This window comes from Staphylococcus sp. EG-SA-18 (assembly GCF_017151825.1).
Lineage (GTDB): Bacteria > Bacillota > Bacilli > Staphylococcales > Staphylococcaceae > Staphylococcus > Staphylococcus aureus.
Genome location: NZ_JACYVY010000087.1, coordinates 52,218 through 77,038 on the forward strand (window position 1 = coordinate 52,218; position 24,821 = coordinate 77,038).

The following is a 24,821-nucleotide window of genomic DNA, read 5'->3' on the forward strand; positions in this document are numbered from 1 at the left end:
ACTTTTGAGTTATGGTTCACTTTATGCTCTAGGATGAAATTGGTTATACATTTTTCTAATTTGAGATTTTGAAACATGTGTATAGAGTTGCGTAGTAGATATGTCAGAGTGACCTAACATCTCTTGCACTGCTCTTAAATCTGCGCCATTTTCCAATAAATGTGTCGCAAAAGAGTGGCGTAACGTATGTGGCGTTAACGTCTTTTTAATGTTTGCCTTTACACCATTTTGTTTAATCATTTTCCATATTGCTTGTCGTGATAAAGGTTTACCATGCATATTTAAAAATAAGACTTCGGTAACAGTCTTTTTTAAAAGTTGCGGTCTAATCGTTTCAATATAAGTAGTTAAGTACTCAATGACTGCGTCGCCTAATGGTACAATTCTTTCTTTATCGCCTTTACCAAATACGCGTACAAATCCCATTATTAAGTTCACGTTTTCTAACTCTAAATGTATCAATTCAGATACACGCATTCCCGTTGCGTACAGAAGTTCTAACATCGTACGATCACGATAACCATTAATTTTATTTAGATCCGGCGTTTCTAATAAAGCCAACACTTCGTCAACATTTAAAACGTCAGGCAATTTTTTGTCATATTTTGGTGAATCTAATAATACCGTTGGATCTTTCGCCGCATATTTTTCTCTTATAGCAAATTGATGAAAACTACGGATTGTTGAAATAAATCGCGCAATAGATTTAGCAGATTGCCCTTGGTCTATTAAATGCCCCAAACACTCTTGAATTAATTGTCGATCTATAAAATCAATATGCGAGATATGATGTTCAGTCATATAATCTTGATACTTTTTCAAATCACGTCTATAAGCACCAATTGTGTTAGAACTTAGTCCTTTTTCAATTTGTATAAAACGCAAATATTCTTCAATAATTGTTTCCATAACCACACCTCTAAAAAAAGCGAAGGTTAATTTAACCTACGCAATTTACTATCCTTTACCTTTAGCTTGGCACGTTTCACACACACCATGGAAAGTTAAACGATGATCTAAAATTTTAAAATTGAACTCATTTTCAACTCGATTTTCAACTTCTGGTAACAAATCTTCATCGATTTCATCTACACGACCACATTCCATACATACTAAATGATGGTGGAAATGTTTTGCGCCTTCTTTTCTTAAATCAAAACGAGCGACGCCATCACCAAAGTTAATTTTGTCGACAACTTTTAGTTCAGCTAACAACTCTAACGTTCTGTATACTGTCGCCAAGCCAATTTCAGGCGCTTTATCTTTTACTTTCAGATATACGTCTTCAGCACTTAGATGATCTTTTTCATTTTCAATTAGAACTCTAACAGTAGCTTCGCGTTGTGGCGTTAGCTTATATGATGATTGTTGTAATTGTTGCTTAACGCGATTTAATCGTTCTTCCAACGATGTCCACTCCCCTACTAATAATTAAAATCATTACAAATTATTTCAAACTTCACAATTAAAACTAACAGTTTTCTCAATAAAATGCAAGCTTTTCTCATTTGTTATTTAGAATGATTATAATTTAATAATAGGTGTTGCAATGCAATGATAGTCTTCGCATCTTCTATTTCTTTATTCATTAGCATCGATTTAACATTCTCAATCGGAACTTTAATGACTTCGACAAATTCATCTTCATCTAAGTGAACTGTACCTTCTTCTAAATTATCCGTAAAATATATTGATAATTGTTCATCGCAAAAACCTGGTGAACCATACATATCTACAACATGTGTTAACTCTTTGGCAATATATCCTGTTTCTTCTTCTAATTCACGCTTTGCCGCTTCGACTCTATCTTCATCATCTTCTAATTTACCAGCTGGAATTTCTAGCAATGGTTTTTCTACTGGTTTACGATACTGTTTCACTAATACGACTTCTTTTTTAGGTGTCACTGCACAAACAGCAACTGCACCATTATGATAAACTAATTCTCTTGTTGATGTTTCACCGTTTGGTAATGTCACTGTATGAATTTCTACATCTACAATTTTGCCATTATAAATAACTGTTCGATCAATTGTTTTTTCATTTAAATCCATTATAATCACGTTCCTTTAAATTCATATTATATATTGATACACTATGCTTGTTAGCTAAAGTGTATCGAAAGGAGAACAGACATGCAAAAAAATATATTAAAAAGTGGTATTTCATTATCTGAATTAGGTCTAGGTTGCATGAGTTTAGGTACAGATTTAAAAAAAGCCGAACAAATTATAGATTGTGCTGTTGAAAATGGTATCACTTATTTTGATACAGCAGATATGTACGATAAAGGTATAAATGAATCAGTTGTTGGTAAGGCACTTCTTAAATATCAACAACGCGATGATATTGTCATTGGTACAAAAGTAGGCAATCGTTTAACAAAAGATGGCAGTACAAAATGGGATCCGAGTAAATCCTATATTAAAGAGGCAGTTAAAGGTTCACTAAAGCGTTTAGGTATCGATCATATCGATTTATATCAACTTCATGGCGGAACCATTGATGACCCATTAGACGAAACAATAAGCGCATTTGATGAATTGAAACAAGAAGGAATTATACGTGCTTACGGTATTTCTTCTATTCGCCCAAATGTAATTGATTATTATTTAAAACATAGTCAAATCGAAACGATAATGTCTCAATTCAATTTGATTGATAATCGTCCAGAATCATTATTAGATGCAATTCACAACAATGATGTTAAAGTATTGGCAAGAGGACCTGTGTCTAAAGGATTATTAACTTCAAACAGTGTTAATGTGCTCGACAATAAATTTAAAGATGGTATTTTTGATTATTCTCATGATGAATTGGGTGAAACAATAGCCTCTATTAAAGAAATTGAAAGTAATTTATCTGCATTGACATTTAGTTATTTAACATCACATGACGTGCTTGGTTCCATCATTGTAGGTGCAAGTAGCGTCGACCAATTAAAAGAAAATATTGAAAACTATCATACTAAAGTTAGTTTAGATCAGATTAAAACAGCAAGAGCTCGTGTAAAGGATTTGGAATATACCAATCATTTAGTGTAGAAGTCATTTTCAGTAATAAAAACAGCAGCATGAGGCGTTTCATTATAAAAATGCCTTACTGCTGTTGTTTATGTACAATTCGCTATAATTTATGATTATGATTACTCACTTATGATAGAAATTAAAGCGTTGTCCTCACGCATCAGTATTTAGTAATTTCGCCTTGCGGCATTGCCTTAAGCAAACTTCTGCCACTTCATCTCTTAATAATTTTATTAAAACATCTTTCTATATTTCACTTCGCATGTTGATTCATCATTATTAGTTATTATTTGTACACCCAGCACATTTCCTTGCAACACAAGTAGTTTGAATTTTTCACAAGTATAATATAATGTACTGTCTGAAATTTGGTCTACAGAAATATCGCCTAAAATATCCAGCACTGTAAATTCTTCAAACACTGATAGTTGTTCCGCATATCGTACACAAAATCTTACCACACTCTCCGATTGACAGTTCATTGCCATCCCACCTATTTATGCTTTATTTTTAAATAATTTAGGGAAACATCGTTCAAAAAATCTAGGCGCAATTTGATACATTTTCAACGCATGATGCATCCATTTAGGCCGATTAATTTCCAATTGTTTTGTTTTAATGCCATAAATGATATCTTCTGCAAGCTGATTAGCATCAAGCATAATTTTCCCCATCCTTTTAGCATACTTCATTGATGGGTCGGCTTTTTGATGAAAAGGTGTATCAATCGGGCCAACATTAACTGTCATGATATGTAAGTTTGGTGACTCTAGTCTTAAAGCATTCATTAATGCATAAAACCCTGCTTTCGATGCCCCATAATGTGCAGCATTTGCTTGTGTGGAAAATGCAGCTTGACTTGAAATACCTACAATATGTGCGTTAGATGTTAAATATGGTCTCAACACAGTATATAAAACATTAAAACTAATTAAATTAAGCTGATACGTTTCAATCATTTCTGAAAAACTATGGTCTGAAATAGATTTGAAATAACCTAAACCTGCACTATAAATGAATCCATCGAATGATGTATTGTCTTCAAATTGCAGTGCCTGTATCGACTTCAAATCATTTAAGTCACAAGGAATAACATTTATAGTTTTCCCCAATTCCTGTTCAAAGATTCTAGTTGCTTTATCAACATCACGCACCAACAACGTTACATGCACTTTATTTTCTAGTAACTTTCGGACAATCGATAAACCTAAACCACTCGTACCACCAGTCACTATAAAATGTTGTCCTTTCATCAATTAACCTTCCTTTTCAATTATATAGAATGCAATTTATCAACTTTACATAATTGAGACAAGTTGATTATCTTTCCTAATATATATACAATAATAAGAAAATATAACATACAAATCAAAAACTAAAGGGATGTGACGTTAATGAAACTCGTATTTTATGGAGCTGGTAATATGGCACAAGCTATATTTACAGGAATTATTAACTCAAGCAACTTAGATGCCAATGATATATATTTAACAAATAAATCTAATGAACAAGCTTTAAAAGCATTCGCTGAAAAACTAGGTGTTAACTATAGTTATGATGATGCGACATTATTAAAAGATGCAGATTATGTTTTTTTAGGTACCAAACCACATGACTTTGATGCTCTAGCAACACGCATCAAACCACATATCACAAAAGACAATTGCTTCATTTCAATTATGGCAGGTATTCCGATTGATTATATTAAACAACAATTAGAATGCCAAAATCCAGTTGCTAGAATTATGCCAAACACAAATGCGCAAGTCGGACACTCTGTTACTGGCATTAGTTTTTCAAACAACTTTGACCCTAAATCTAAAGATGAAATTAACGATTTAGTTAAAGCATTTGGTTCTGTAATTGAAGTATCAGAAGATCATTTACATCAAGTAACAGCTATCACCGGAAGCGGCCCAGCATTTTTATATCATGTATTCGAGCAATACGTTAAAGCTGGTACGAAACTTGGTCTAGAAAAAGAACAAGTTGAAGAATCTATACGCAACCTTATTATAGGTACAAGTAAGATGATTGAACGTTCAGATTTGAGCATGGCTCAATTAAGAAAAAATATTACCTCTAAAGGTGGTACGACACAAGCTGGCCTTGATACATTGTCACAATATGATTTAGTATCTATTTTCGAAGATTGTCTAAATGCTGCCGTCGACCGTAGTATTGAACTTTCTAATGTAGAAGACCAATAAAAACAAACCCGCCAACACATGTATGCATCATCGCATACATAGTTGGACGGGTTATTTTTATAAATTATTACTATTTGGCAAGCATTGTTTATTACTTTGTCATTAGACTTTAAAACTATCAAAATCTTTTACAAAATTAAAATTAGGTGTATCTTCATTTTGTATCAATGTTTGATAAATTTCATTTATATCTTCTGTATTATAGCGATTGCTCAAATGTGTAATCAACGTACGTTTAACATTGGCTTCTTTTATCAATGCAAATACGTCTTCAATATGGCTATGATGATAATTGTTGGCTAAATGCTTTTCACCATCTATATAGGTCGCTTCATGTACCATCACATCAGCATCTCTAGAAATCACACGTTCATTAGAACATGGTTTTGTATCACCAAAAATTGCTACAACTGGACCCTGTTTGGACTCACCTCTAAAATCTTTTGATTGATAAACTTGACCATTATGTTCAAATGTATCATGAGATTTTACTTCTTGATATTTAGGACCTGGTTCAAGACCAATGTTTTTTAACGCTTCAACATTGATTGTACCTGTAGTTTCAGGTGCCATTACTCTATATCCATATGATGGAACACCATGATTAAGTAAATGCGCCTCTACAGTAAAACCATCATGATGATATGTCAGATGATCATCGATTTCAATATATGTAATTGGATAGTTTAAATGTGACTCTGATAAATTCATAGACATTTCCACATATGCTTTAATTCCTTTTGGTCCAACCAATGTAAGCGGCTTCTGTTCACCGCCCTGAAAAGAACGACTAGAAAGTAATCCTGGCAAACCAAAAATATGATCGCCATGCATATGAGTAATAAATATATGTGTCACTTTTCCTAATTTAATTGCATGATGTAAAATTTGGTGCTGTGTACCTTCACCAACGTCGAAAAGCCATATGGAATTGGAATATGGTTCTAAATTTAAGGCGATTGCTTGTGTATTTCTCTCTTTTGTAGGCAAACCTGCACTCGTTCCAAAAAATGTAACTTCCATATATGCCCCTCCTTTTCTTCAATTCATTTTATCATAAAATTTGTATCAATTTAGTTTTAATTTATACTTGAATCAAAATCTGTTAAAAATTCGTCTTTGCTAGTTAATTTTTCTAACTTTAACGTAGACAAAACTATATAAATTTTGATAATTACGTTATACTTATCATTAATAAGTATCACATTAAACATGATACATGAATCGATATTTCATTTAAGACACTGCATACTGTCGAGCATATTGAATGACCTGCTGAATGGATTATCTTATAATAATAAATCATATATCTAATTAAGAATTGAGGTTTTAATCTTGAGTACTAAAAACAAACACATCCCTTGTTTAATCACAATCTTTGGTGCAACTGGTGACTTAAGCCATCGTAAGTTGTTTCCATCAATATTCCATCTCTACCAACAAGACAATTTAGATGAACATATTGCCATCATCGGTATTGGACGTCGTGACATTACTAATGATGATTTCCGTAATCAAGTAAAATCATCAATTCAAAAGCACGTAAAAGATACAAACAAAATTGACGCGTTTATGGAACATGTCTTCTATCATAGACATGATGTTAGTAATGAAGAAAGCTATCAAGAATTACTAGATTTTAGTAATGAATTAGATAGCCAATTTGAATTAAAAGGTAATCGACTATTCTATTTAGCAATGGCACCACAATTCTTTGGCGTTATTTCTGATTATCTAAAATCTTCTGGTCTTACTGATACAAAAGGATTTAAACGCCTTGTTATCGAAAAACCATTCGGTAGTGATTTAAAATCAGCCGAAGCATTAAACAATCAAATTCGTAAATCATTTAAAGAAGAAGAAATTTATCGTATTGACCACTATTTAGGAAAAGACATGGTTCAAAATATCGAGGTATTACGTTTTGCGAATGCGATGTTTGAACCATTATGGAATAACAAATATATTTCAAACATCCAAGTTACATCATCTGAAATACTAGGTGTTGAAGATCGTGGTGGTTATTATGAATCAAGTGGCGCGCTAAAAGATATGGTGCAAAACCACATGTTACAAATGGTTGCATTATTAGCTATGGAAGCACCTATTAGTTTAAATAGTGAAGATATCCGTGCTGAGAAAGTAAAAGTACTTAAATCACTGCGTCATTTCCAATCTGAAGATGTTAAAAAGAACTTTGTTCGTGGTCAATATGGCGAAGGCTATATCGATGGTAAACAAGTTAAAGCATACCGTGATGAAGATCGCGTTGCAGATGACTCTAACACACCTACCTTTGTTTCAGGTAAATTAACAATTGATAACTTTAGATGGGCTGGTGTACCATTCTATATTCGTACTGGTAAACGTATGAAATCTAAAACAATTCAAGTTGTCGTTGAATTTAAAGAAGTACCAATGAACTTATACTATGAAACTGATAAACTATTAGATTCAAACCTATTAGTAATCAATATCCAACCTAATGAAGGTGTATCTTTACATCTAAATGCTAAGAAAAATACACAAGGTATCGAAACTGAACCTGTTCAATTGTCTTATTCAATGAGCGCTCAAGATAAAATGAATACTGTAGATGCATATGAAAATCTATTATTCGATTGTCTTAAAGGTGATGCCACTAACTTCACGCACTGGGAAGAATTAAAATCAACATGGAAATTTGTTGATGCAATTCAAGATGAATGGAATATGGTTGATCCAGAATTCCCTAACTATGAATCAGGTACTAATGGTCCATTAGAAAGTGATTTACTACTTGCTCGTGATGGTAACCATTGGTGGGACGATATTCAATAATTGAATTAAAACGCACATGTTAAACAAAAATAAATGAGCGAATGACAAGGATTGATTACGAATCAAGTAAATCAATTGTTCTATCATTCGCTTTTTTTCTAGACTATATTATGAAATTATATTTTACAATGCCCAAAACTATTTTAATAATCATTGAACAAATGGGTGTATAATTTATAGAAATAATGTAGAATAAAAATAAATGATTGAATTAATTGGAGTGAAAGTTTTGGACGTTATCAAGCAAATACAACAGGCAATTGTTTATATTGAAGATCGTTTATTAGAGCCTTTCAATTTGCAAGAATTAAGTGATTACGTTGGTCTTTCGCCATACCATCTTGATCAATCATTTAAAATGATTGTCGGCTTATCTCCAGAAGCTTATGCACGCGCGCGTAAAATGACACTCGCTGCAAATGATGTGATTAATGGTGCTACACGACTTGTAGATATCGCTAAAAAATATCACTATGCAAATTCAAATGATTTTGCAAATGATTTTAGTGATTTTCACGGCGTATCACCTATTCAAGCTTCTACTAAAAAAGATGAATTACAAATTCAAGAGCGATTATATATCAAATTATCAACTACTGAGAGAACACCCTATCCATACAGATTAGAAGAGACAGATGATATTTCATTGGTTGGATATGCACGATTTATAGACACTAAGTATTTGTCACATCCTTTTAATGTTCCGGATTTTTTAGAAGACTTGCTCATTGATGGTAAAATTAAAGAGTTACGACGATATAATGACGTTAGTCCATTTGAACTATTTGTTATTAGTTGTCCTCTTGAAAATGGTTTAGAAATATTTGTAGGTGTACCAAGTGAACGTTATCCTGCACACTTAGAAAGCCGATTTTTACCTGGCAAACATTGTGCGAAATTCAATTTACAAGGTGAAATTGATTATGCAACTAATGAAGCTTGGTACTATATTGAATCAAGTTTGCAGTTAACATTGCCATATGAACGAAATGATTTATATGTTGAAGTGTACCCTCTCGATATTTCATTTAATGACCCATTCACTAAAATTCAGCTTTGGATTCCTGTTAAACAGAGTCCTTATGACGAAGATTAAAAATTAAAAACAAAGAAGCCCCCTAATATATCTATAGGTCTACAAATGGCCTTAGATTCTATTAGGGGGCATATTAATATGTTAATTTAGTTCGATAACACATGCTTCATATGGACGTAACTGTTTTAAATTAACTTTGGCATCATAATTAAATAGCTTTACTTCTCCATGGCTTAAATCAAATGGTACAGTTAATTCTGCTTCGTGGTTAGTAAGATTACCTACAATAAGAACTTGCTTTTCATTTAATGTTCTCGTGTACGCAAAAACTTGTGAATTTTCAGCATCTACTAAATCAAATTGACCATATACGTATACATCATTAGACTTTCTTAATTGAATTAAATCTTTATAAAATTGTAATACTGAATGCTCATCTTCTAATTGTTGTGCAACATTGATAGTTTTATAATTCGGATTCACTGGGAACCACGGTTCACCATTTGTAAATCCTCCATTTAACGTATCATCCCATTGCATTGGTGTGCGAGAATTATCTCGGTTCTCATCTTTATATTTCGCAAGTAAAGCGTCTACATCTCCACCTTGAGCTTTCACTATTTGATAGTCATTTTTAACAGCAACATCGTTAAACGTTTCAATACTTTCAAATGGATAATTCGTCATACCAATTTCTTGACCTTGATAAATGAATGGCGTACCTTGTTGCAAGAAATAAACAGCTGCATGACTTGTTGCTGATTCATACCAATACTTGTCATCGTCACCCCACGTCGATACACGTCGTGGTTGGTCGTGATTTTCAATAAACAACGCATTCCAACCTTTATTTTCAAGTTGTTTTTGCCATCTATTTAATACAGATTTATACGAATTTACATCAAAGTGAGAATCACCACTATTCCACAGTCCCAAATGTTCAAATTGGAATATCATATTAAATTTACCATTTTCTTCCCCGACCCAGTCATCAGCATCATCAGGGCTTACACCATTCGCTTCACCAACAGTCATAATGTCATACTTACTTAATGAGCGATCTTTCATCTCTTGTAACCAAGTTTGTATACCTGGCTGATTCATATCTACATCAAATGCTGGGGCATATGTTTTACCCTCAGGTACAGGTAAGTCACCCGCTTCAAACGTCTTCTTAATATGCGTAATTGCATCTACTCTAAATCCATCAATGCCTTTATCAAACCACCAGTTCATCATTTCAAATACAGCATCTCTAACTTCCGGATTACCCCAATTCAAATCAGGTTGTTTTTTACTGAATAAATGGAAATAATATTGCTCAGTATTAGCATCATATTCCCATGTAGATCCATTAAATATACTTTCCCAGTTGTTAGGTTCAGAGCCATCTGGCTTTGGATCTTGCCAAATGTACCAATCACGTTTGGGATTGTCTTTACTAGATTTGGATTCTATAAACCAAGGATGTTCATCAGATGTATGATTTACAACTAAATCTAAAATAAGCTTCATGCCTCTATCATGAACACCTTTTAATAAACAATCAAAGTCTTCCATCGTTCCAAATTCATCCATAATTTCTTGATAGTCACTAATATCATAACCATTGTCATCATTAGGTGATTTAAACATTGGACTGAGCCAAATGACATCGATACCTAAATCTTTTAAGTAGTCCAATTTATCAATCATTCCAGGTAAATCCCCAATACCATCGTGATTACTATCATTAAAACTTCTTGGATATACTTGATATGCTACTGCTTCTTTCCACCATTGCTTATTCATTTTAAAACTCCTTTGCTATCGCTGTGTTGATTTTCTTATTTTTAATTCTGTATCTATAATGACGAGTTCAATAACATCCTGTGCTTTGTTTTTCAATATATTTAAAATTGCTGAACCAGCCTGTTGACCTAACATTCGAGGCTTGATGTCAATACTGGTTTGAGGTGGTGACGCAATTTCGGTTAAATAAGAATCATTGAATGTTGCTGTCATTACATCTTTTGGAATTTCAATATTAAGTTCATATAGCACACTTAAAATCGCTAAATGTAACATAGCATCTAACGAAATGATTGCCTGTTTAATATTTGGGTCCTTCAAGCGCGTATGTAGATTTTGCATGTAATTAAAAATAACTTTTCTTTCATTACTAGTCTCAATAATTTGATAATCCAGATTAAATTGTGATGCAACCGTTTCAAATCCTTGAATTCTATCTTTTGAAACTTCAAAATTTCCTTTTTCTGTAATAAATATTAATTCATCTACACCTTGTTCAATAACATGTCGTGTCAAATTTTCAGAAGCTAATATATTATCATTATCTATGTGTGTAAATTGATGATCTATATCCGATGTAGGCTTACCAATCACAATAAATGGCATGCTTTCATCAATTAACATTTGTTTAATTGGATCATTTTCTTTTGAATAAAGCAGTATAAACGCATCAACCATTCGTTGTTTAATCATTTTATAAACTTCATCCATTAAATCATTCATATTATTTGAGACTGTCGTTTGTGTACCATAGCCATGCTGGTTACACGTTTCAGAAATTCCTAGCAATACATTGATGTAGAATGGATTCAGTCGAATAGGCTCCTCAGACCCTTTTAACACTAAACCAATTTTATATGTTTGGTTTGTAATTAAAGTTCTAGCAGCGGTATTAGGAAAATAATTCAATTCTTCCATAACTTTCTTCACTTTTGAAATTGTCGCTTCGCTAATACGTTGATTTCCTTTTATAACTCTTGAAACTGTCGAAGGAGAAACACCGGCTTTTAGTGCAACATCTTTAATCGTAACCATTTAATCACCTCCTGTTAATTTCTGCATCGGAAAACGCTTCCAACCACTGTATAATACCAGTTTAGTCACACTTTCTAAAAAAGTCAAAAGATTTGTGCAAACGATTGCATAAAACGATAAAAATAAAACCTTCATACTGAAATTCAATCCGAAAATCAATATATAGGTTTGTATAAATATTAAAATCGATTGTTTAGTCACTAACTGCAAAATAGTTACCTTGGCCATCTTGAAAATTAAATACACGTTGACCATTCATTTCTACTATATCATGCCCAGTTAAACCTAAATCATTTAATTTTGAGTATAATGCATCAAAGTTTTTCTCTTTAAACATTAAAGATGGTGTTCCTAGGTTCACTTCCGGGCTATACTTTTCAATAAATTCTTTTGCCATAATCGTCAATGACGTTTCAGCATCTTTCGTAGGTGATACTTCAACTGCAACATAGTCCTCAGCTAACGGTGTTTCACTTACAACAACAAATTCTAAAGTTTCTGTCCAAAATGCTTTCGCTTTGTCAACATCATCAACATATAACATAACTTGATTTAACTTTTCCATAAGTTAATACCTCTATTTCTCTATAGTACATGCTATCATAACACAGTAAATATTTTATTACTTCACAAAATGCTTAAAAATATGGCGGGATGCTTTTAAGGTAATAGATATTGCTTGTGTAATTTTTTATAGGTTGTAGCTACTCTATCACACTCTCTTTTATATTTATCAAAAGATATAAAAAAGGATAGTATCTTTCAACTATCCTTTAATCAATATTATTCTTCAATCCATTGTGTATGGAATACGCCTTCTTTATCTTTTCTTTCGTACGTATGAGCACCGAAGTAGTCACGTTGTGCTTGAATTAAGTTTGCAGGTAAATCAGCTGCACGGTAACTATCATAGTAATTAATACTTGATGAGAAACCAGGTGTTGGTACACCATTTTGAACACCAGTTGCGACAACATCACGTAACGCATCTTGATATTCAGTAACGATGTTTTTAAAGTAAGGATCTAGCAATAAGTTTTGTAATCCTGGATTATTATCGTAAGCATCTTTGATCTTTTGTAAGAATTGTGCACGGATAATGCAACCTTCTCTCCAAATCATAGCTAAATCACCAAGTTTTAAATTCCATTCATTATCTTCACTTGCTTTACGCATTTGCGCGAAACCTTGTGCATAAGAACAAATTTTACTCATATATAATGCTTTACGAATTTTTTCTAAAAAGTCTTTCTTGTCACCATCAAATGATGCTTTTGGACCATTTAATTCTTTAGAAGCATTTACGCGCTCTTCTTTGATTGAAGAGATAAAACGTGCAAATACAGATTCAGTAATGATTGTTAATGGAATACCTAATTCTAATGCGTTAATTGAAGTCCATTTTCCTGTACCTTTTTGACCTGCAGTATCAAGAATTTTTTCAACTAATGCTTCTTTATTTTCATCTAATTTCATGAAAATATCACCAGTGATTTCAATTAAATAACTTTCTAATTCACCAGCATTCCAGTCTTTGAACGTTTGAGCAATGTCTTCATGAGACATGCCTAATAATTCTTTCATCATAGCATAACTTTCTGCAATTAATTGCATGTCAGCATATTCAATACCATTATGTACCATTTTCACATAGTGTCCAGCACCATTTGGTCCAATATAAGTAACACATGAAGCACCGTCTTTTGCCTTTGCAGCAATTGCATCAAGAATATCTGCAACTTTGTTATAAGCTTCTTCTTGTCCACCCGGCATTAATGACGGACCAGTTAACGCTCCAATTTCACCACCAGAAACGCCCATACCAATAAAGTTGATTGCACTTTGTGCTAATGCTTTATTACGTCTGATAGTATCTTGATAGTTTGTATTACCACCATCAATTAAAATATCTCCATCATCTAATAAAGGTAACAAACTATCAATCGTTGCATCCGTAGCTTTACCTGCTTGAACCATTAATAAAATTTTACGTGGTTTTTCTAAAGAATTAACAAATTCTTCCAATGAGTACGTTGGATGAATATTTTTCCCTTTTGATTCTTCAACCATTAAATCAGTTTTTTCACTTGAGCGGTTAAATACAGATACACTATATCCGCGTGATTCAATATTCCAAGCTAGGTTTTTACCCATAACGGCTAAACCAATAACTCCAATTTGTTGTGTCATATTACTTACCTCACTTGTTGATTTTTCATTAGTATTGTATCACAAAATAGACATACACTACACTAAATCATTTCGATTGTCGCGCAACTATTTTGATTATTTCTAACACTTGACTTGCAAGCAAGTTCAATGATTTAATCGGCATTCTCTCATTTGTTGTATGGATTTTTTCATAACCCACTCCTAAAATGACTGAAGGAATACCAAATGTATTAATAATACTGCCGTCTGAACCGCCACCAGAAATAATTGTATTTGCAGATAATCCTAAATTACGAGCACTTTCTTGTGCAATTTTAACTACCGCTTCATTATCATTAATTTTAAATCCTGGATAACTTTGCTCCACTGTAACTTCTGCTTTCCCACCTAATTCTGATGCAGTAGTTTCAAACACATCAGTCATATGTTTGACTTGTGTTTTTACTCTTTCTGGATCGTGAGAACGTGCCTCTGCTTCTAAAATGACTTCATCTGCAACAATATTCGTAGCTGAACCGCCATGAAACTTACCAATATTGGCAGTAGTTATTTCATCAACTTGTCCTAATTTCATTCGACTAATTGCTTTCGCCGCAATATTAATAGCACTAACACCCTCTTTTGGCGTACTTGCATGAGCCGTTTTGCCAAAAATTTTAGCTGAAATTAACATTTGCGTCGGTGCACCTACAACCGTAGTGCCGACATCAGCACTTGCATCAATAGCATAACCAAAGTCCGCGTCCAACAACTCTGAATTTAATTCTTTAGCACCAATTAAACCTGATTCTTCCCCAACAGTAATCACAAATTGAATTTGTCCATGTGGGATTTGTTGTTCCTTTATCACTTGCAAAACTTCAAGCATCGCTGCTAATCCTGCTTTATCATCTGCACCTAGTATAGTCGTACCATCAGAGTATATGTAGCCGTCATCTTTTACAATTGGCTTTACATTAATTGCGGGTACAACAGTATCCATATGGCTCGTCAAATATAATTTAGGTACTTCGCCTTCTTCGATAGTACTATTCATTGTACACACTAGATTATTGGCACCTAATTTAGGATGTTTAGCCGCTTCATCTTCTTTAACATCTAACCCTAATGCTATGAATTTTTCTTTTAAAATAGGTTGGATTGTTGATTCATTCCCTGTCTCAGAATCGATTTGTACAAGTTCAAAAAACGTATTAAGTAATCTTTGCTCATTAATCATAATGGAACCCCTTTTATCAAAATTTTCATGTACGCCAAACGGTAAAAATTGATGAAATAAAATGTTACAGTAATTGATGTTACACAGATTTATCAGGCTTGTAAATTGTGTCATATTATTTTCAATTTATTATATATATTTATTGTAACTCAAACTAAGCTTTGTCAAAAATATATTGATTGATTTTTCAAAGATATCGTATAATGAGGAAAATGACATAAGCAAACTTACTCATGTTTTTTATTATATTCCTTAATGATGATTGCTAGTTATATCGTCTCAAGTTAAAAGTTTTATATCTTATGTCGTAATTATTAATACAAAGGTTATTCATTTGGAGGCACACAAAATGCAAAATAAAGTTTTAAGAATTATCATTATCGTTATGCTTGTATCAGTTGTATTAGCATTGTTATTAACGAGTATCATTCCAATTTTATAAACTATATCTCAACTACCTATACAAAATCATACAATTAAAAATCCATCCGTTATAAACGCATGTATTAATAAGTTATCGTATTGCAACGATTATTTTCAAACATGGGTCATACGGATGGATTATTTTTTAAGCTACTTCACTATGCATTTTCAATGAACCAAATTGCGATTTGATTTGTAAATATTCTTCTAATTCATTTAATATTTGAATAATACTTGCTCTCGAGTTAAGCGCTTTGTGTGTTGTTGGCAATGGAAGTTCATCCAATTTCAAACGCGTCTCATACAAATTGTGTAAACGCATTGCTGTATAGTCATTACTATTCACATTTAGACCAATTTCTTTCAGCAGTGACGCAACATCATTTAAAAGTGGATCTTTATGACAGATACTTTCGATGAGCGGTTTCATTCTCATTAACAATTCCACTTGCTCTTCTCGCATATCAAAATAATGATAGTATGAATTTTCGTTTCTAACAAAATGATTTTTAACATCTCGGAACGCGATAGACTTCGCCTTTTTAATATTTAAAAGTAACACTTCAAATTCAATCGCAATGGTATCTTCATACTTTTCACAAATATAACTATATTTACTAAAAATATCAGCAATTTGTTGCTCAATTTTACATTTGTATTCGTCTAGTTGTTTGTCTAAACTTGGCATCATTAAATTCATTGTAAATGCAATGCTCAGTCCAATTAACAGTAATAATGTTTCATTAACAATTAAATGTGCATCAATTGATTTTGCATTAAAAACATGAAGTAATATAACGCAACTCGTAATGACACCTTCTTGTACTTTTAATACGACAGTTAATGGTATAAATAACAATACGATAATACCGAGTACAATTGGACTCTGACCTAATAAACTAAATATTGCTGAACCTAAAAACAATACTAAAAAACATGATACTAATCTTGAAATAATCGCTTGTAGCGAATGTACTTTTGTATGTTTAATACATAATACGACTAATATGGCGCTTGAAGCATAATTATCTAAACCTAACAGCTTACTAATAATTACACCTAAAGTCATACCCACTGCTGTTTTTATTGTTCTAAATCCAATCTTGTAAGGATTTAACTTTAACATGGGTTAGCGCCTCTTATCTTTCTTCACAATATTTATTGAATAATGTTTGTAATTGATTAATTACGTTCATCACATCATGACCTTCGATTTGATGTCTTTCAATCATTTCTGTAATCTTTCCATCTTTTACTAATGCAAATGACGGACTTGAAGGCGCATAACCTTCGAAGTATTCACGCGCTCTTTGTGTCGCTTCTTTATCTTGTCCAGCAAATACTGTCACTAGACGATCAGGTAATACGTCATAATGTAAAGCATGTGATGCTGCTGGTCTTGCGATACCACCTGCACAACCACATACAGAATTGATCATAACTAGTGTTGTACCATCTTGTTTAAGAACTTTGTCAACATCTTCTGCAGTAGTTAATTGCTCATATCCCGCAGATTCAATTTCATTCCTTGCTTGTTCTACAACACCGTTCATGTATAAATCGAAATTCATGTCCATAAGTTCAATCACCTATCCCTTTATATTTAAACTATCCTCATTCTACTAATTAATAACATATTGTTCAATAAACTAATCTGAATCACACCTATATTTAGACACAATTTTAACAATATACCAAACATTATTGTGCTTAAAATCATGGTAACTAATTTGTTCACATGTTTTCATTAATATGTTTCAAGTATGATGTCTTATTTTGACTTTACTGCAAAAATGCATTCAACCATGTTGATTATTGTTCTTTATCTTTTTTGAATATATTGCACATATTTTAGTGCCAAAAAATAATACATCCATCGACAAGAACAAGATAAAACAAGTTGTCGATAGATGCATCTATGTTATCACTAATATATATTTGTATTTTCTAAAGTATACTGTTCGATACGCTGTTTAATATGATTCATAAATTTACCTGTTTGTAAACCATCTAAAATACGATGATCAATTGAAATACATAAATTAACCATGTTACGAATTGCAATCATATCATTAATTACTACTGGCTTTTTAACGATTGATTCTACTTGTAAAATCGCTGCTTGTGGATGATTTATAATACCCATTGATGATACTGAACCAAATGTACCAGTATTATTTACCGTAAATGTACCGCCCTGCATATCTTCAGCTGTCAATTGCTTATTACGCGCTTTCGTTGCTAAAGTATTAATTTCTCTAGCTATACCTTTGATTGACTTTTCGTCTGCATGCTTAATCACAGGTACGTATAATTTATTTTCATCAGCAACAGCAATTGAAATATTAATGTCTTTATGTAAGACAATTTCATTTCCTTGCCAGCTACTATTTAATAAAGGATATGCTTTTAAAGCATCTGCTACAGCTTTTACAAAGAAAGCAAAGAACGTTAGATTATATCCTTCTTTATTTTTAAAGCTGTTTTTATAATGATTTCTCGTATTCACAAGATTTGTAGCATCTACTTCAATCATCATCCATGCATGTGGAATCTCTGTTACACTATTAACCATATTTTGCGCAATTGCTTTACGCACACCATTTACTGGTATTGTGCTGTTTTCACTATTGTCTTCAGATGATTGGTTACTTGATGTATCTACTGATGTTGATTTTGTTTGAACTTGTTTGTCAGATTGAGCTGTGGTACCACCATTTTCAATAACTGACATTATATCCTTCTTAGTTACACGACCTTCAAATCCACTACCTACAACTTGTGATAAATCAATGTCATGCTCTGAAGCGAGTTTAAATACAACAGGTGAAAAGCGACCATTATTACGAGGTTGATTTTGTTTAGCAGTAAATGTCTGTTCCACTGTTGCACTAGCTTTTTTAGTAGATTTCTGAGTATGCTCATCCACTTTTGCTTGTATCTCTTCAGTTGTTTCATTTGTCTTTTCATCAGCAGTTTCAATTTTACAGATAATTGTATCAATAGCTACTGTCTGCCCCGCTTCAACTAAAATTTCTGTAATTGTTCCTGATATCGTGGAAGGGACTTCAGCTGTCACTTTATCTGTAATAACTTCACATAATGGTTCATATTCATCAATATGATCACCAACAGAAACTAACCATTGTTCAATGGTACCTTCATGAACACTCTCACCTAACTTAGGCATTGTTATTTCCATGACTTTCCCTCCCTAGAATTCTGCTAATTCACGCATTTTATTTAAGATTTTTTCTGGATTCATCATAATTTCATTTTCTAATACAGGAGAAAATGGCATAGATGGTACATCTGGAGCAGCTAAACGCATGATTGGTGCATCTAAATCGAACAAGCAATGCTCTGCAATAATCGCTGACACTTCTGACATAATACTACCTTCTAAATTATCTTCAGTTACAAGTAAAACTTTACCTGTATTTTTAGCACGATCAATAATTGTTTCTTTATCTAATGGATAAACAGTTCGTAAATCAACGACTTCAACGTTGATACCGTCTGCAGCTAAAATATCCGCTGCTTGTAAACAATAATTGACCATTAATCCATAACAAAATACTGTTAAATCTTCACCTTCACGTTTAACATCTGCTTTTCCTAAAGGTACAGTGTAATATTCTTCTGGCACTTCTTCCTTTAAGAAACGATAAGCTTTTTTATGCTCAAAGTACAATACTGGATCATTTGATTCGATAGATGATAATAAAAGCCCTTTAGCATCATACGGTGTGGAAGGAATAACAATTGTTAAACCTGGTGATGAAGCAAATATACTTTCAATACTTTGTGAATGATATAGTCCTCCGTGAACACCGCCACCAAATGGTGCACGAATCGTTAATGGGCATTGCCAATCATTATTTGAACGATAACGCATTTTCGCAGCTTCACTAATAATTTGATTTGTCGCAGGTAAAATAAAATCTGCAAATTGAATTTCTGCAATTGGTCTTTTACCTACCATAGCTGCACCAATGGCAGTTCCAACAATATTTGACTCAGCTAATGGCGTATCGATAACTCTGTCTTCACCATATTGTTGTTGTAGTCCTTGAGTAGTACCAAATACGCCACCTTTTTTACCAACATCTTCACCAAGAATAAACACATCTTTATTTTGTTGTAATGCTAAGTCTTGTGCCTGGCGTATCGCCTCTAAATAAGATAATTTAGCCATTAGTTAAGACTCCCTTCTTCGTACACAAATGCATAGGCTTCTTCGACACTTGGATATGGCGCGTCTTCAGCAGCCTTTGTCGCTTTATTGATGATGTCTTTATGCTCCGCTTCTATTTCTGCCAACCAAGCATCATCGATAATGCCAGCTGAAAGCAACTCTTTTTTGAACTTTTCATTGCAGTCAGCTTTTTTAAGCGCTTCACGCTCTTCTTTCGTACGATATTGGTCGTCATCATCTGATGAATGAGCTGTCATACGACTTGTTACTGCTTCAATCAAAGTTGAACCTTGACCAGAAATAGCTCGATCTCTTGCTTCTTTCATCGCTTTATACATTGCTAATGGATCATTACCATCTACTTGTTCACCATGTATACCGTAACCAAGTGCTCTATCCGATAATTTTTCAGCTGCGTATTGTAATGAATCAGGTACTGAAATTGCATATTTATTATTTATAATGACACATACAAAAGGAAGTTTGTGTACACCCGCGAAGTTTAAACCTTCATGGAAGTCACCTTGGTTTGAGCTACCTTCACCAACAGTTGCTGTTGCAATTTTCTTCTTACCATCCATTTTTAAAGCTAAAGCAGCACCAACAGCATGGGGTATTTGAGTTGCTACCGGTGAACTTTGAGACAAAATATTCTTAGCTCTACTACTAAAGTGTGATGGCATTTGTTTTCCACCAGAGTTAACATCGTCTTTCTTTCCAAACGCTGATAAAAACGTATCATACGCTGAGATACCCATATAAGTAACGAAAGCTAGATCTCTATAATAAGGCGCTGTAATATCACCTTCTTCTAATGCGTATGCCATCCCAATCTGAGTTGCTTCTTGTCCTTGACCACTTACAACAAATGGAATTTTACCTGCACGGTTCAATAACCACAGTCTTTCATCTATTTTTCTACCTAAATCCATCCATTTATATATTACTTTTAGGTCTTCTTCGCTAAGGCCTAATGATTTATAATCAATCATGTTAAATCCTCCTATTTATACGTGAATAGCTCTACTTTCTGCTTTCAATCCTAATTCCATCAACACTTCAGAGATGGAAGGATGTGCGTGTGTTGTTAGTCCTAATTCTAATGCCGAGCCATTCATGAACTGCAACAGTGATGCCTCATTAATCAATTCTGTTACATGTGGACCAATCATATTAATACCCACAATTTCTTCAGTTGATTGATCAATCACCATTTCGCTATACCCTTCGTTTGTGTCATGGCTATCAATCACTGCTTTACCAATTGCTTTAAATGGTACTTTAAAACTTTTAACTTTCATTCCCTCTGCCTTTGCTTGTTCAATGTTTAAACCGATAGAAGCAATTTCAGGTTGTGAATAAATACACTTAGGCATCATGTTATAGTTTACTGGGATTGGGTTCCCCTCAAACATATGATCAACAGCCACAACACCTTCTTTTGATCCAACATGTGCCAATTGTAATTTTCCAATACAATCACCAGCTGCATAAATATGTTTATCTTCAGTTTGTTGAAATTCGTTCGTTAAAATATGTCCTGATGTTGAAAGTTTTATTTTAGTGTTGTTTAAACCTATATCTGATGTGTTAGGTTTTCTACCAATCGATAGCAACACTTTATCTACTTTAATTATGTCTGAGGAAATTTCAAACGTAACACCATCTTCGTTAACATTTATATCATTTTCAGAAAGTTTTATTCCCTCATAGAATTTAACACCACGTGCTGACAATGATTTTTTTAATAGTTGTGAAGCTTGTTTACTTTCAGTTGGTAAAATTCTTTCACCTGCTTCTATAACTGTTACGTCAACACCTAAATCTATCATCAATGATGCAAATTCCATTCCGATAACACCACCACCAATAATACCAATACTTGATGGTAACGTCTTTAATGATAATATATCATCGCTAGATAAAATTTTATCATGATCAAATGATAAGAATGGCAACTCTGCAGGCGAAGAACCAGTTGCAATTAATACAAATTGGTTTGGTAATAAGTCTGATTCACCATCTTCATATTCGACAGAAATTGTGCCACTTTGAGGTGAAAATATAGATGTACCTAGAATACGTCCCGTGCCATTATAAATGTCAATGTGATTGTGTTGCATTAAATGCTTTACACCTTGATACATTTGATTAATAATGTCTTCTTTTCGTGCCAACATATTTTCAAAATTAACATTAGCATCTTTGACATCAACGCCAAACATTGCTGCCTGTTTTACTGTTTGAAATACTTCAGCAGATTTAAGCAGCGATTTAGTAGGAATACAACCTTTATGGAGACAAGTACCTCCTAATAGTTGTCGTTCTACTATTGCCACTTTTTTACCTAATTGAGACGCACGTATCGCAGCAACATATCCTGCAGTACCTCCACCGAGAACGACTAAATCATATTGTTTCTCTGACATGTTCTTACTCCTAACTAATGATATATATCCATTGAAAATTTATTAATACATAGTTTTCATGTCCATTAATTACCTATTTTACATGATTGTCTATTTAGTTTGAATGCACATAAATAAATCCATAAATGAGTATTCAACACACTTTGGAAATTATCTACGTCTTTGATTGTGTTGTATCATTTCTCTTGCATTTTCTCGAGTTAAATCAGTAACACTTGCACCTGAAATCATTCGTGCAATTTCATCTACTTTATCATCGCTAATTAACTCTTGAACTTGTGTTGTTGTACGATCATCTTTTGATGATTTCGAAATTAATAAATGATGGTCGCTCATCGATGCAACTTGTGGTAAGTGAGAGATACAAATAACTTGTATATATTCAGCTATATCTCGCATTTTCTCTGCCATTTTTTGTGCAGCTTGTCCAGATACACCTGAGTCAACCTCATCGAATAAAATTGCAGTTTGACCTCTCGATTTAACAAAAATACTTTTTAACGCTAACATAATTCTAGAAAGTTCTCCACCTGACGCAATTTTATTTAAACTTTTTAATGGTTCCCCTTTATTTGGACTGATTAAAAATTCTACAAATTCGATTCCATCAATATTCGGTTCTTCTAATTTTTTAAATGAAATCTCAAGATTTGCGTCTTTCATTTGTAAGTTTTGAATTTCCGATACAATGTGGTCTCTTAACTCCCTAGCGACTATACGACGCTGCTTTGATAACGCTTGTCCAACCTCTATAACTTGATTATACAATGCATTTATTTCTTCTCGTAACTGCGATGTACTTTGTTCATAGTTTTCAATTTTATTGATTTCATTATTAAGCTTTTCTTGATATGCGATTAATTCTGAAATATCTTTTCCATATTTACGTTTTAAATTATTCAGCAAATTCATACGAGATTCATACTCGTTTAACACTTGTTCGTCGAATTCTGTATTTGCCATTTCATCATATAACTCATGTTTTGCATCTTCTAAAATGTAGTAAAATTGATCAATATCTTCTTTTAATTTGTCATATTTGTTTGGAACTATATCGTTTATTGTTAACAAATGGTTGCTTAGTTCATACAAACGATCAGTGATAGCATTTTCATCCGTTAATGTCATATGTGCGTTATTAAGCGCTAAGCTTAATTTTTCAGAGTTTTGAATGCGTTTAATATCTATTTCAAGTTGCTCTATTTCGCCTTCTTTTAGATGTGCTTCAGACAATTCTTCTAATTGGAATTTCATTAAATCTAAACGCTGCAGCAATGCTTGGTCTGCTGATTCTAAATCTTCTAACTCTTGCTTTTTGGCTTTATAATTTTGAAAAGTTTGATGATATTTATCCAACAAATCTTGATAACGTGATTCTGCGTAATTATCCAATAATGTTAAATGGTATTTTTGTTTCAACAAAGACTGCGTTTCATGTTGGCCATGAATATCTAATAATTCTTGCATAACTTTTCGTAAATCTTGTAAAGTAACTGTTTGATTATTAATTTTACAAAGACTTTTACCAGAGCTGAAAATTTCCCGTTTAACTAATAAAAAATCTTCATCTACATCAATATCCATATTTTTCAATATATGTATAGCATCTTTACTCTCGTCAATATCAAATATACCTTCGATGACAGCCTTTTTTTCACCATGTCTTACAAAATCAGATGAAGCTCTCATTCCAATTAATTGTCCAATTGCATCTATAATAATTGACTTACCTGAACCCGTTTCACCACTTAAAACAGTTAAACCATCAGAAAATTGAATTTCTAACTCTTCAATAATAGCAAATTGCTTGATTGATAAGGTTTGTAACATAAACTCATCGCATCCTTATAACAAATTGAAAATTCTTGACTTGATTTCATCACTTGCCTCTTTGCTTCGACAAATAATTAAACAAGTATCATCACCACAAATTGTGCCTAGTACTTCTTCCCAATTGATTTGGTCTAATATAGCTCCAATAGATTGTGCATTACCAGGTAACGTTTTTAGAACAAGTAAATTATCAGTACCATCTATATTAACAAAGGAATCCATTAAATAACGTCCCAATTTTTCTAAAGGATGGAATTTTCTATCATTTGGTAAACTATAAACATATTGACCTGAAGGTATAGGTACTTTAATAAGTTGTAGTTCTTTAATATCACGAGAAACAGTTGCTTGAGTGACATTTAAATCATAATCGTTTAATCGTTTAACTAATTCATCTTGTGTCTCTATCTGTTCATTTGAAATAATTTCTCTAATTTTTATATGCCTAACCGATTTTTTGGGCACAGTAAACACCTCTGATTACGAATATTTATACATTTATTTTAACACATGCACTGATTTACGACTACTAAACACCTTTACGTAAAAAGGGTAAACATGGTTTATCTATCTTGGTTATCTATTTATAAATATTTTTCATATTACGCATAACAATTGCTTAAAATATG

General features: G+C 32.8%; 25 protein-coding genes. 5 read left to right on the top strand and 20 right to left on the bottom strand.

The window, feature by feature from the left end:
- Positions 1-21: 21 nt before the first annotated feature.
- The 3 genes from xerD to IDG66_RS13890 form a co-directional block, all read right to left on the bottom strand.
- The gene (gene xerD, locus IDG66_RS13880; protein WP_000447733.1) at positions 22-909 is read right to left on the bottom strand and encodes a site-specific tyrosine recombinase XerD; all 888 of its coding nucleotides are present in this window, start codon (positions 907-909) and stop codon (positions 22-24) included.
- 48 nt (positions 910-957) lie between these two features.
- Positions 958-1,407 carry a ferric iron uptake transcriptional regulator gene (gene fur / locus IDG66_RS13885; RefSeq protein WP_000392691.1) on the bottom strand — a complete coding sequence of 150 codons (450 nt, stop codon included), beginning with the start codon at positions 1,405-1,407 and terminating at the stop codon, positions 958-960.
- A 104-nt stretch (positions 1,408-1,511) separates the two neighbouring features.
- Positions 1,512-2,054 (bottom strand): NUDIX hydrolase, encoded by a 543-nt coding sequence (locus IDG66_RS13890; RefSeq protein WP_000365246.1) that lies wholly within the window; start codon positions 2,052-2,054, stop codon positions 1,512-1,514.
- An 81-nt stretch (positions 2,055-2,135) separates the two neighbouring features.
- Here IDG66_RS13890 and IDG66_RS13895 point away from each other — a divergent pair, with 81 nt between their 5' ends.
- A complete protein-coding gene (locus tag IDG66_RS13895) occupies positions 2,136-3,044 on the top strand; it encodes an aldo/keto reductase (RefSeq protein WP_001171352.1) in 909 nt (302 codons plus the stop codon).
- A gap of 215 nt (positions 3,045-3,259) precedes the next feature.
- On the opposite strand, the gene IDG66_RS13900 is transcribed toward IDG66_RS13895, so the two are convergent.
- Both IDG66_RS13900 and IDG66_RS13905 read right to left on the bottom strand, forming a co-directional pair.
- On the bottom strand, positions 3,260-3,508 hold the full coding sequence (locus IDG66_RS13900; protein ID WP_000995799.1) for a hypothetical protein: 249 nt from the start codon (positions 3,506-3,508) through the stop codon (positions 3,260-3,262).
- A gap of 15 nt (positions 3,509-3,523) precedes the next feature.
- Entirely contained in the window at positions 3,524-4,279 is a 756-nt protein-coding gene (locus IDG66_RS13905; protein WP_000678234.1) for an SDR family NAD(P)-dependent oxidoreductase, read from the bottom strand.
- A 141-nt stretch (positions 4,280-4,420) separates the two neighbouring features.
- On the opposite strand from IDG66_RS13905, the gene proC reads away from it, so the two are divergent.
- Entirely contained in the window at positions 4,421-5,236 is an 816-nt protein-coding gene (gene proC / locus IDG66_RS13910; RefSeq protein ID WP_000779749.1) for a pyrroline-5-carboxylate reductase, read from the top strand.
- 102 nt (positions 5,237-5,338) lie between these two features.
- On the opposite strand, the gene rnz is transcribed toward proC, so the two are convergent.
- On the bottom strand, positions 5,339-6,259 hold the full coding sequence (gene rnz / locus IDG66_RS13915; RefSeq protein ID WP_000454068.1) for a ribonuclease Z: 921 nt from the start codon (positions 6,257-6,259) through the stop codon (positions 5,339-5,341).
- Between the two features lie 312 nt (positions 6,260-6,571).
- Here rnz and zwf point away from each other — a divergent pair, with 312 nt between their 5' ends.
- Positions 6,572-8,056, top strand: a complete 1,485-nt coding sequence (gene zwf, locus IDG66_RS13920; RefSeq protein WP_000105070.1) for a glucose-6-phosphate dehydrogenase — start codon at positions 6,572-6,574, stop codon at positions 8,054-8,056.
- Positions 8,057-8,285: 229 nt separating this feature from the next.
- Complete coding sequence (locus IDG66_RS13925; protein WP_000382586.1) at positions 8,286-9,152, top strand: AraC family transcriptional regulator; 867 nt, start codon at positions 8,286-8,288, stop codon at positions 9,150-9,152.
- Positions 9,153-9,233: 81 nt separating this feature from the next.
- Here IDG66_RS13925 and IDG66_RS13930 read toward each other — a convergent pair whose 3' ends face one another.
- The 6 genes from IDG66_RS13930 to IDG66_RS13955 all read right to left on the bottom strand — a co-directional run bounded on the left by IDG66_RS13930 (position 9,234) and on the right by IDG66_RS13955 (position 15,309).
- Positions 9,234-10,883 carry a glycoside hydrolase family 13 protein gene (locus IDG66_RS13930; protein WP_001041916.1) on the bottom strand — a complete coding sequence of 550 codons (1,650 nt, stop codon included), beginning with the start codon at positions 10,881-10,883 and terminating at the stop codon, positions 9,234-9,236.
- 15 nt (positions 10,884-10,898) lie between these two features.
- Positions 10,899-11,918 (bottom strand): LacI family DNA-binding transcriptional regulator, encoded by a 1,020-nt coding sequence (locus tag IDG66_RS13935; protein ID WP_000256340.1) that lies wholly within the window; start codon positions 11,916-11,918, stop codon positions 10,899-10,901.
- The gene (locus IDG66_RS13940; RefSeq protein WP_001837949.1) at positions 11,919-12,173 is read right to left on the bottom strand and encodes a hypothetical protein; all 255 of its coding nucleotides are present in this window, start codon (positions 12,171-12,173) and stop codon (positions 11,919-11,921) included.
- The gene (locus IDG66_RS13945) at positions 12,112-12,483 is read right to left on the bottom strand and encodes a VOC family protein (RefSeq protein ID WP_000413427.1); all 372 of its coding nucleotides are present in this window, start codon (positions 12,481-12,483) and stop codon (positions 12,112-12,114) included. The genes IDG66_RS13940 and IDG66_RS13945 overlap by 62 nt, the downstream gene beginning before the upstream one ends.
- 218 nt (positions 12,484-12,701) lie before the next feature.
- Positions 12,702-14,108 carry an NADP-dependent phosphogluconate dehydrogenase gene (gene gndA / locus IDG66_RS13950; RefSeq protein ID WP_000193707.1) on the bottom strand — a complete coding sequence of 469 codons (1,407 nt, stop codon included), beginning with the start codon at positions 14,106-14,108 and terminating at the stop codon, positions 12,702-12,704.
- 67 nt (positions 14,109-14,175) lie between these two features.
- A complete protein-coding gene (locus tag IDG66_RS13955; protein WP_103143725.1) occupies positions 14,176-15,309 on the bottom strand; it encodes a tripeptidase T in 1,134 nt (377 codons plus the stop codon).
- Between the two features lie 262 nt (positions 15,310-15,571).
- Between IDG66_RS13955 and prli42 the strand changes: the two genes are divergently transcribed.
- Positions 15,572-15,751 carry a stressosome-associated protein Prli42 gene (prli42, locus tag IDG66_RS13960; RefSeq protein ID WP_001789875.1) on the top strand — a complete coding sequence of 60 codons (180 nt, stop codon included), beginning with the start codon at positions 15,572-15,574 and terminating at the stop codon, positions 15,749-15,751.
- A 126-nt stretch (positions 15,752-15,877) separates the two neighbouring features.
- Here prli42 and IDG66_RS13965 read toward each other — a convergent pair whose 3' ends face one another.
- The 8 genes from IDG66_RS13965 to ahrC form a co-directional block, all read right to left on the bottom strand.
- A complete protein-coding gene (locus IDG66_RS13965) occupies positions 15,878-16,858 on the bottom strand; it encodes an aromatic acid exporter family protein (RefSeq protein WP_000916195.1) in 981 nt (326 codons plus the stop codon).
- Positions 16,859-16,871: 13 nt separating this feature from the next.
- Positions 16,872-17,309 (bottom strand): bacilliredoxin BrxB, encoded by a 438-nt coding sequence (gene brxB, locus IDG66_RS13970; RefSeq protein WP_000367419.1) that lies wholly within the window; start codon positions 17,307-17,309, stop codon positions 16,872-16,874.
- Positions 17,310-17,659: 350 nt separating this feature from the next.
- Positions 17,660-18,934, bottom strand: a complete 1,275-nt coding sequence (locus tag IDG66_RS13975) for a dihydrolipoamide acetyltransferase family protein (protein WP_000406837.1) — start codon at positions 18,932-18,934, stop codon at positions 17,660-17,662.
- A gap of 12 nt (positions 18,935-18,946) precedes the next feature.
- Positions 18,947-19,930: an alpha-ketoacid dehydrogenase subunit beta gene (locus IDG66_RS13980; RefSeq protein WP_001096633.1), complete on the bottom strand. Its 984-nt coding sequence runs from the start codon at positions 19,928-19,930 to the stop codon at positions 18,947-18,949.
- Positions 19,930-20,922 (bottom strand): thiamine pyrophosphate-dependent dehydrogenase E1 component subunit alpha, encoded by a 993-nt coding sequence (locus tag IDG66_RS13985; protein WP_000568351.1) that lies wholly within the window; start codon positions 20,920-20,922, stop codon positions 19,930-19,932. The genes IDG66_RS13980 and IDG66_RS13985 overlap by 1 nt, the downstream gene beginning before the upstream one ends.
- A 15-nt stretch (positions 20,923-20,937) precedes the next feature.
- Positions 20,938-22,359: a dihydrolipoyl dehydrogenase gene (gene lpdA / locus IDG66_RS13990; protein ID WP_001291535.1), complete on the bottom strand. Its 1,422-nt coding sequence runs from the start codon at positions 22,357-22,359 to the stop codon at positions 20,938-20,940.
- 150 nt (positions 22,360-22,509) lie between these two features.
- Complete coding sequence (recN, locus tag IDG66_RS13995; protein ID WP_000942211.1) at positions 22,510-24,189, bottom strand: DNA repair protein RecN; 1,680 nt, start codon at positions 24,187-24,189, stop codon at positions 22,510-22,512.
- 15 nt (positions 24,190-24,204) lie between these two features.
- Entirely contained in the window at positions 24,205-24,657 is a 453-nt protein-coding gene (gene ahrC, locus IDG66_RS14000) for a transcriptional regulator AhrC/ArgR (protein ID WP_001124985.1), read from the bottom strand.
- Between the last annotated feature and the right edge of the window lie 164 nt (positions 24,658-24,821).

Excerpts from the sequence above, each read along its gene's own strand:
- IDG66_RS13955 (WP_103143725.1), bottom strand. The coding sequence starts at position 15,309 with ATGATTAATGAGCAAAGATTACTTAATACGTTTTTTGAACTTGTACAA.
- IDG66_RS13890 (WP_000365246.1), bottom strand. The coding sequence starts at position 2,054 with ATGGATTTAAATGAAAAAACAATTGATCGAACAGTTATTTATAATGGC.
- proC (WP_000779749.1), top strand. The coding sequence starts at position 4,421 with ATGAAACTCGTATTTTATGGAGCTGGTAATATGGCACAAGCTATATTT.
- xerD (WP_000447733.1), bottom strand. The coding sequence starts at position 909 with ATGGAAACAATTATTGAAGAATATTTGCGTTTTATACAAATTGAAAAA.
- lpdA (WP_001291535.1), bottom strand. The coding sequence starts at position 22,359 with ATGTCAGAGAAACAATATGATTTAGTCGTTCTCGGTGGAGGTACTGCA.
- brxB (WP_000367419.1), bottom strand. The coding sequence starts at position 17,309 with ATGGACATGAATTTCGATTTATACATGAACGGTGTTGTAGAACAAGCA.
- rnz (WP_000454068.1), bottom strand. The coding sequence starts at position 6,259 with ATGGAAGTTACATTTTTTGGAACGAGTGCAGGTTTGCCTACAAAAGAG.
- IDG66_RS13965 (WP_000916195.1), bottom strand. The coding sequence starts at position 16,858 with ATGTTAAAGTTAAATCCTTACAAGATTGGATTTAGAACAATAAAAACA.
- IDG66_RS13895 (WP_001171352.1), top strand. The coding sequence starts at position 2,136 with ATGCAAAAAAATATATTAAAAAGTGGTATTTCATTATCTGAATTAGGT.
- IDG66_RS13935 (WP_000256340.1), bottom strand. The coding sequence starts at position 11,918 with ATGGTTACGATTAAAGATGTTGCACTAAAAGCCGGTGTTTCTCCTTCG.
- gndA (WP_000193707.1), bottom strand. The coding sequence starts at position 14,108 with ATGACACAACAAATTGGAGTTATTGGTTTAGCCGTTATGGGTAAAAAC.
- recN (WP_000942211.1), bottom strand. The coding sequence starts at position 24,189 with ATGTTACAAACCTTATCAATCAAGCAATTTGCTATTATTGAAGAGTTA.
- IDG66_RS13980 (WP_001096633.1), bottom strand. The coding sequence starts at position 19,930 with ATGGCTAAATTATCTTATTTAGAGGCGATACGCCAGGCACAAGACTTA.
- IDG66_RS13930 (WP_001041916.1), bottom strand. The coding sequence starts at position 10,883 with ATGAATAAGCAATGGTGGAAAGAAGCAGTAGCATATCAAGTATATCCA.
- IDG66_RS13940 (WP_001837949.1), bottom strand. The coding sequence starts at position 12,173 with ATGGTCAACGTGTATTTAATTTTCAAGATGGCCAAGGTAACTATTTTG.
- IDG66_RS13985 (WP_000568351.1), bottom strand. The coding sequence starts at position 20,922 with ATGATTGATTATAAATCATTAGGCCTTAGCGAAGAAGACCTAAAAGTA.
- IDG66_RS13900 (WP_000995799.1), bottom strand. The coding sequence starts at position 3,508 with ATGAACTGTCAATCGGAGAGTGTGGTAAGATTTTGTGTACGATATGCG.
- IDG66_RS13975 (WP_000406837.1), bottom strand. The coding sequence starts at position 18,934 with ATGGAAATAACAATGCCTAAGTTAGGTGAGAGTGTTCATGAAGGTACC.
- IDG66_RS13945 (WP_000413427.1), bottom strand. The coding sequence starts at position 12,483 with ATGGAAAAGTTAAATCAAGTTATGTTATATGTTGATGATGTTGACAAA.
- IDG66_RS13905 (WP_000678234.1), bottom strand. The coding sequence starts at position 4,279 with ATGAAAGGACAACATTTTATAGTGACTGGTGGTACGAGTGGTTTAGGT.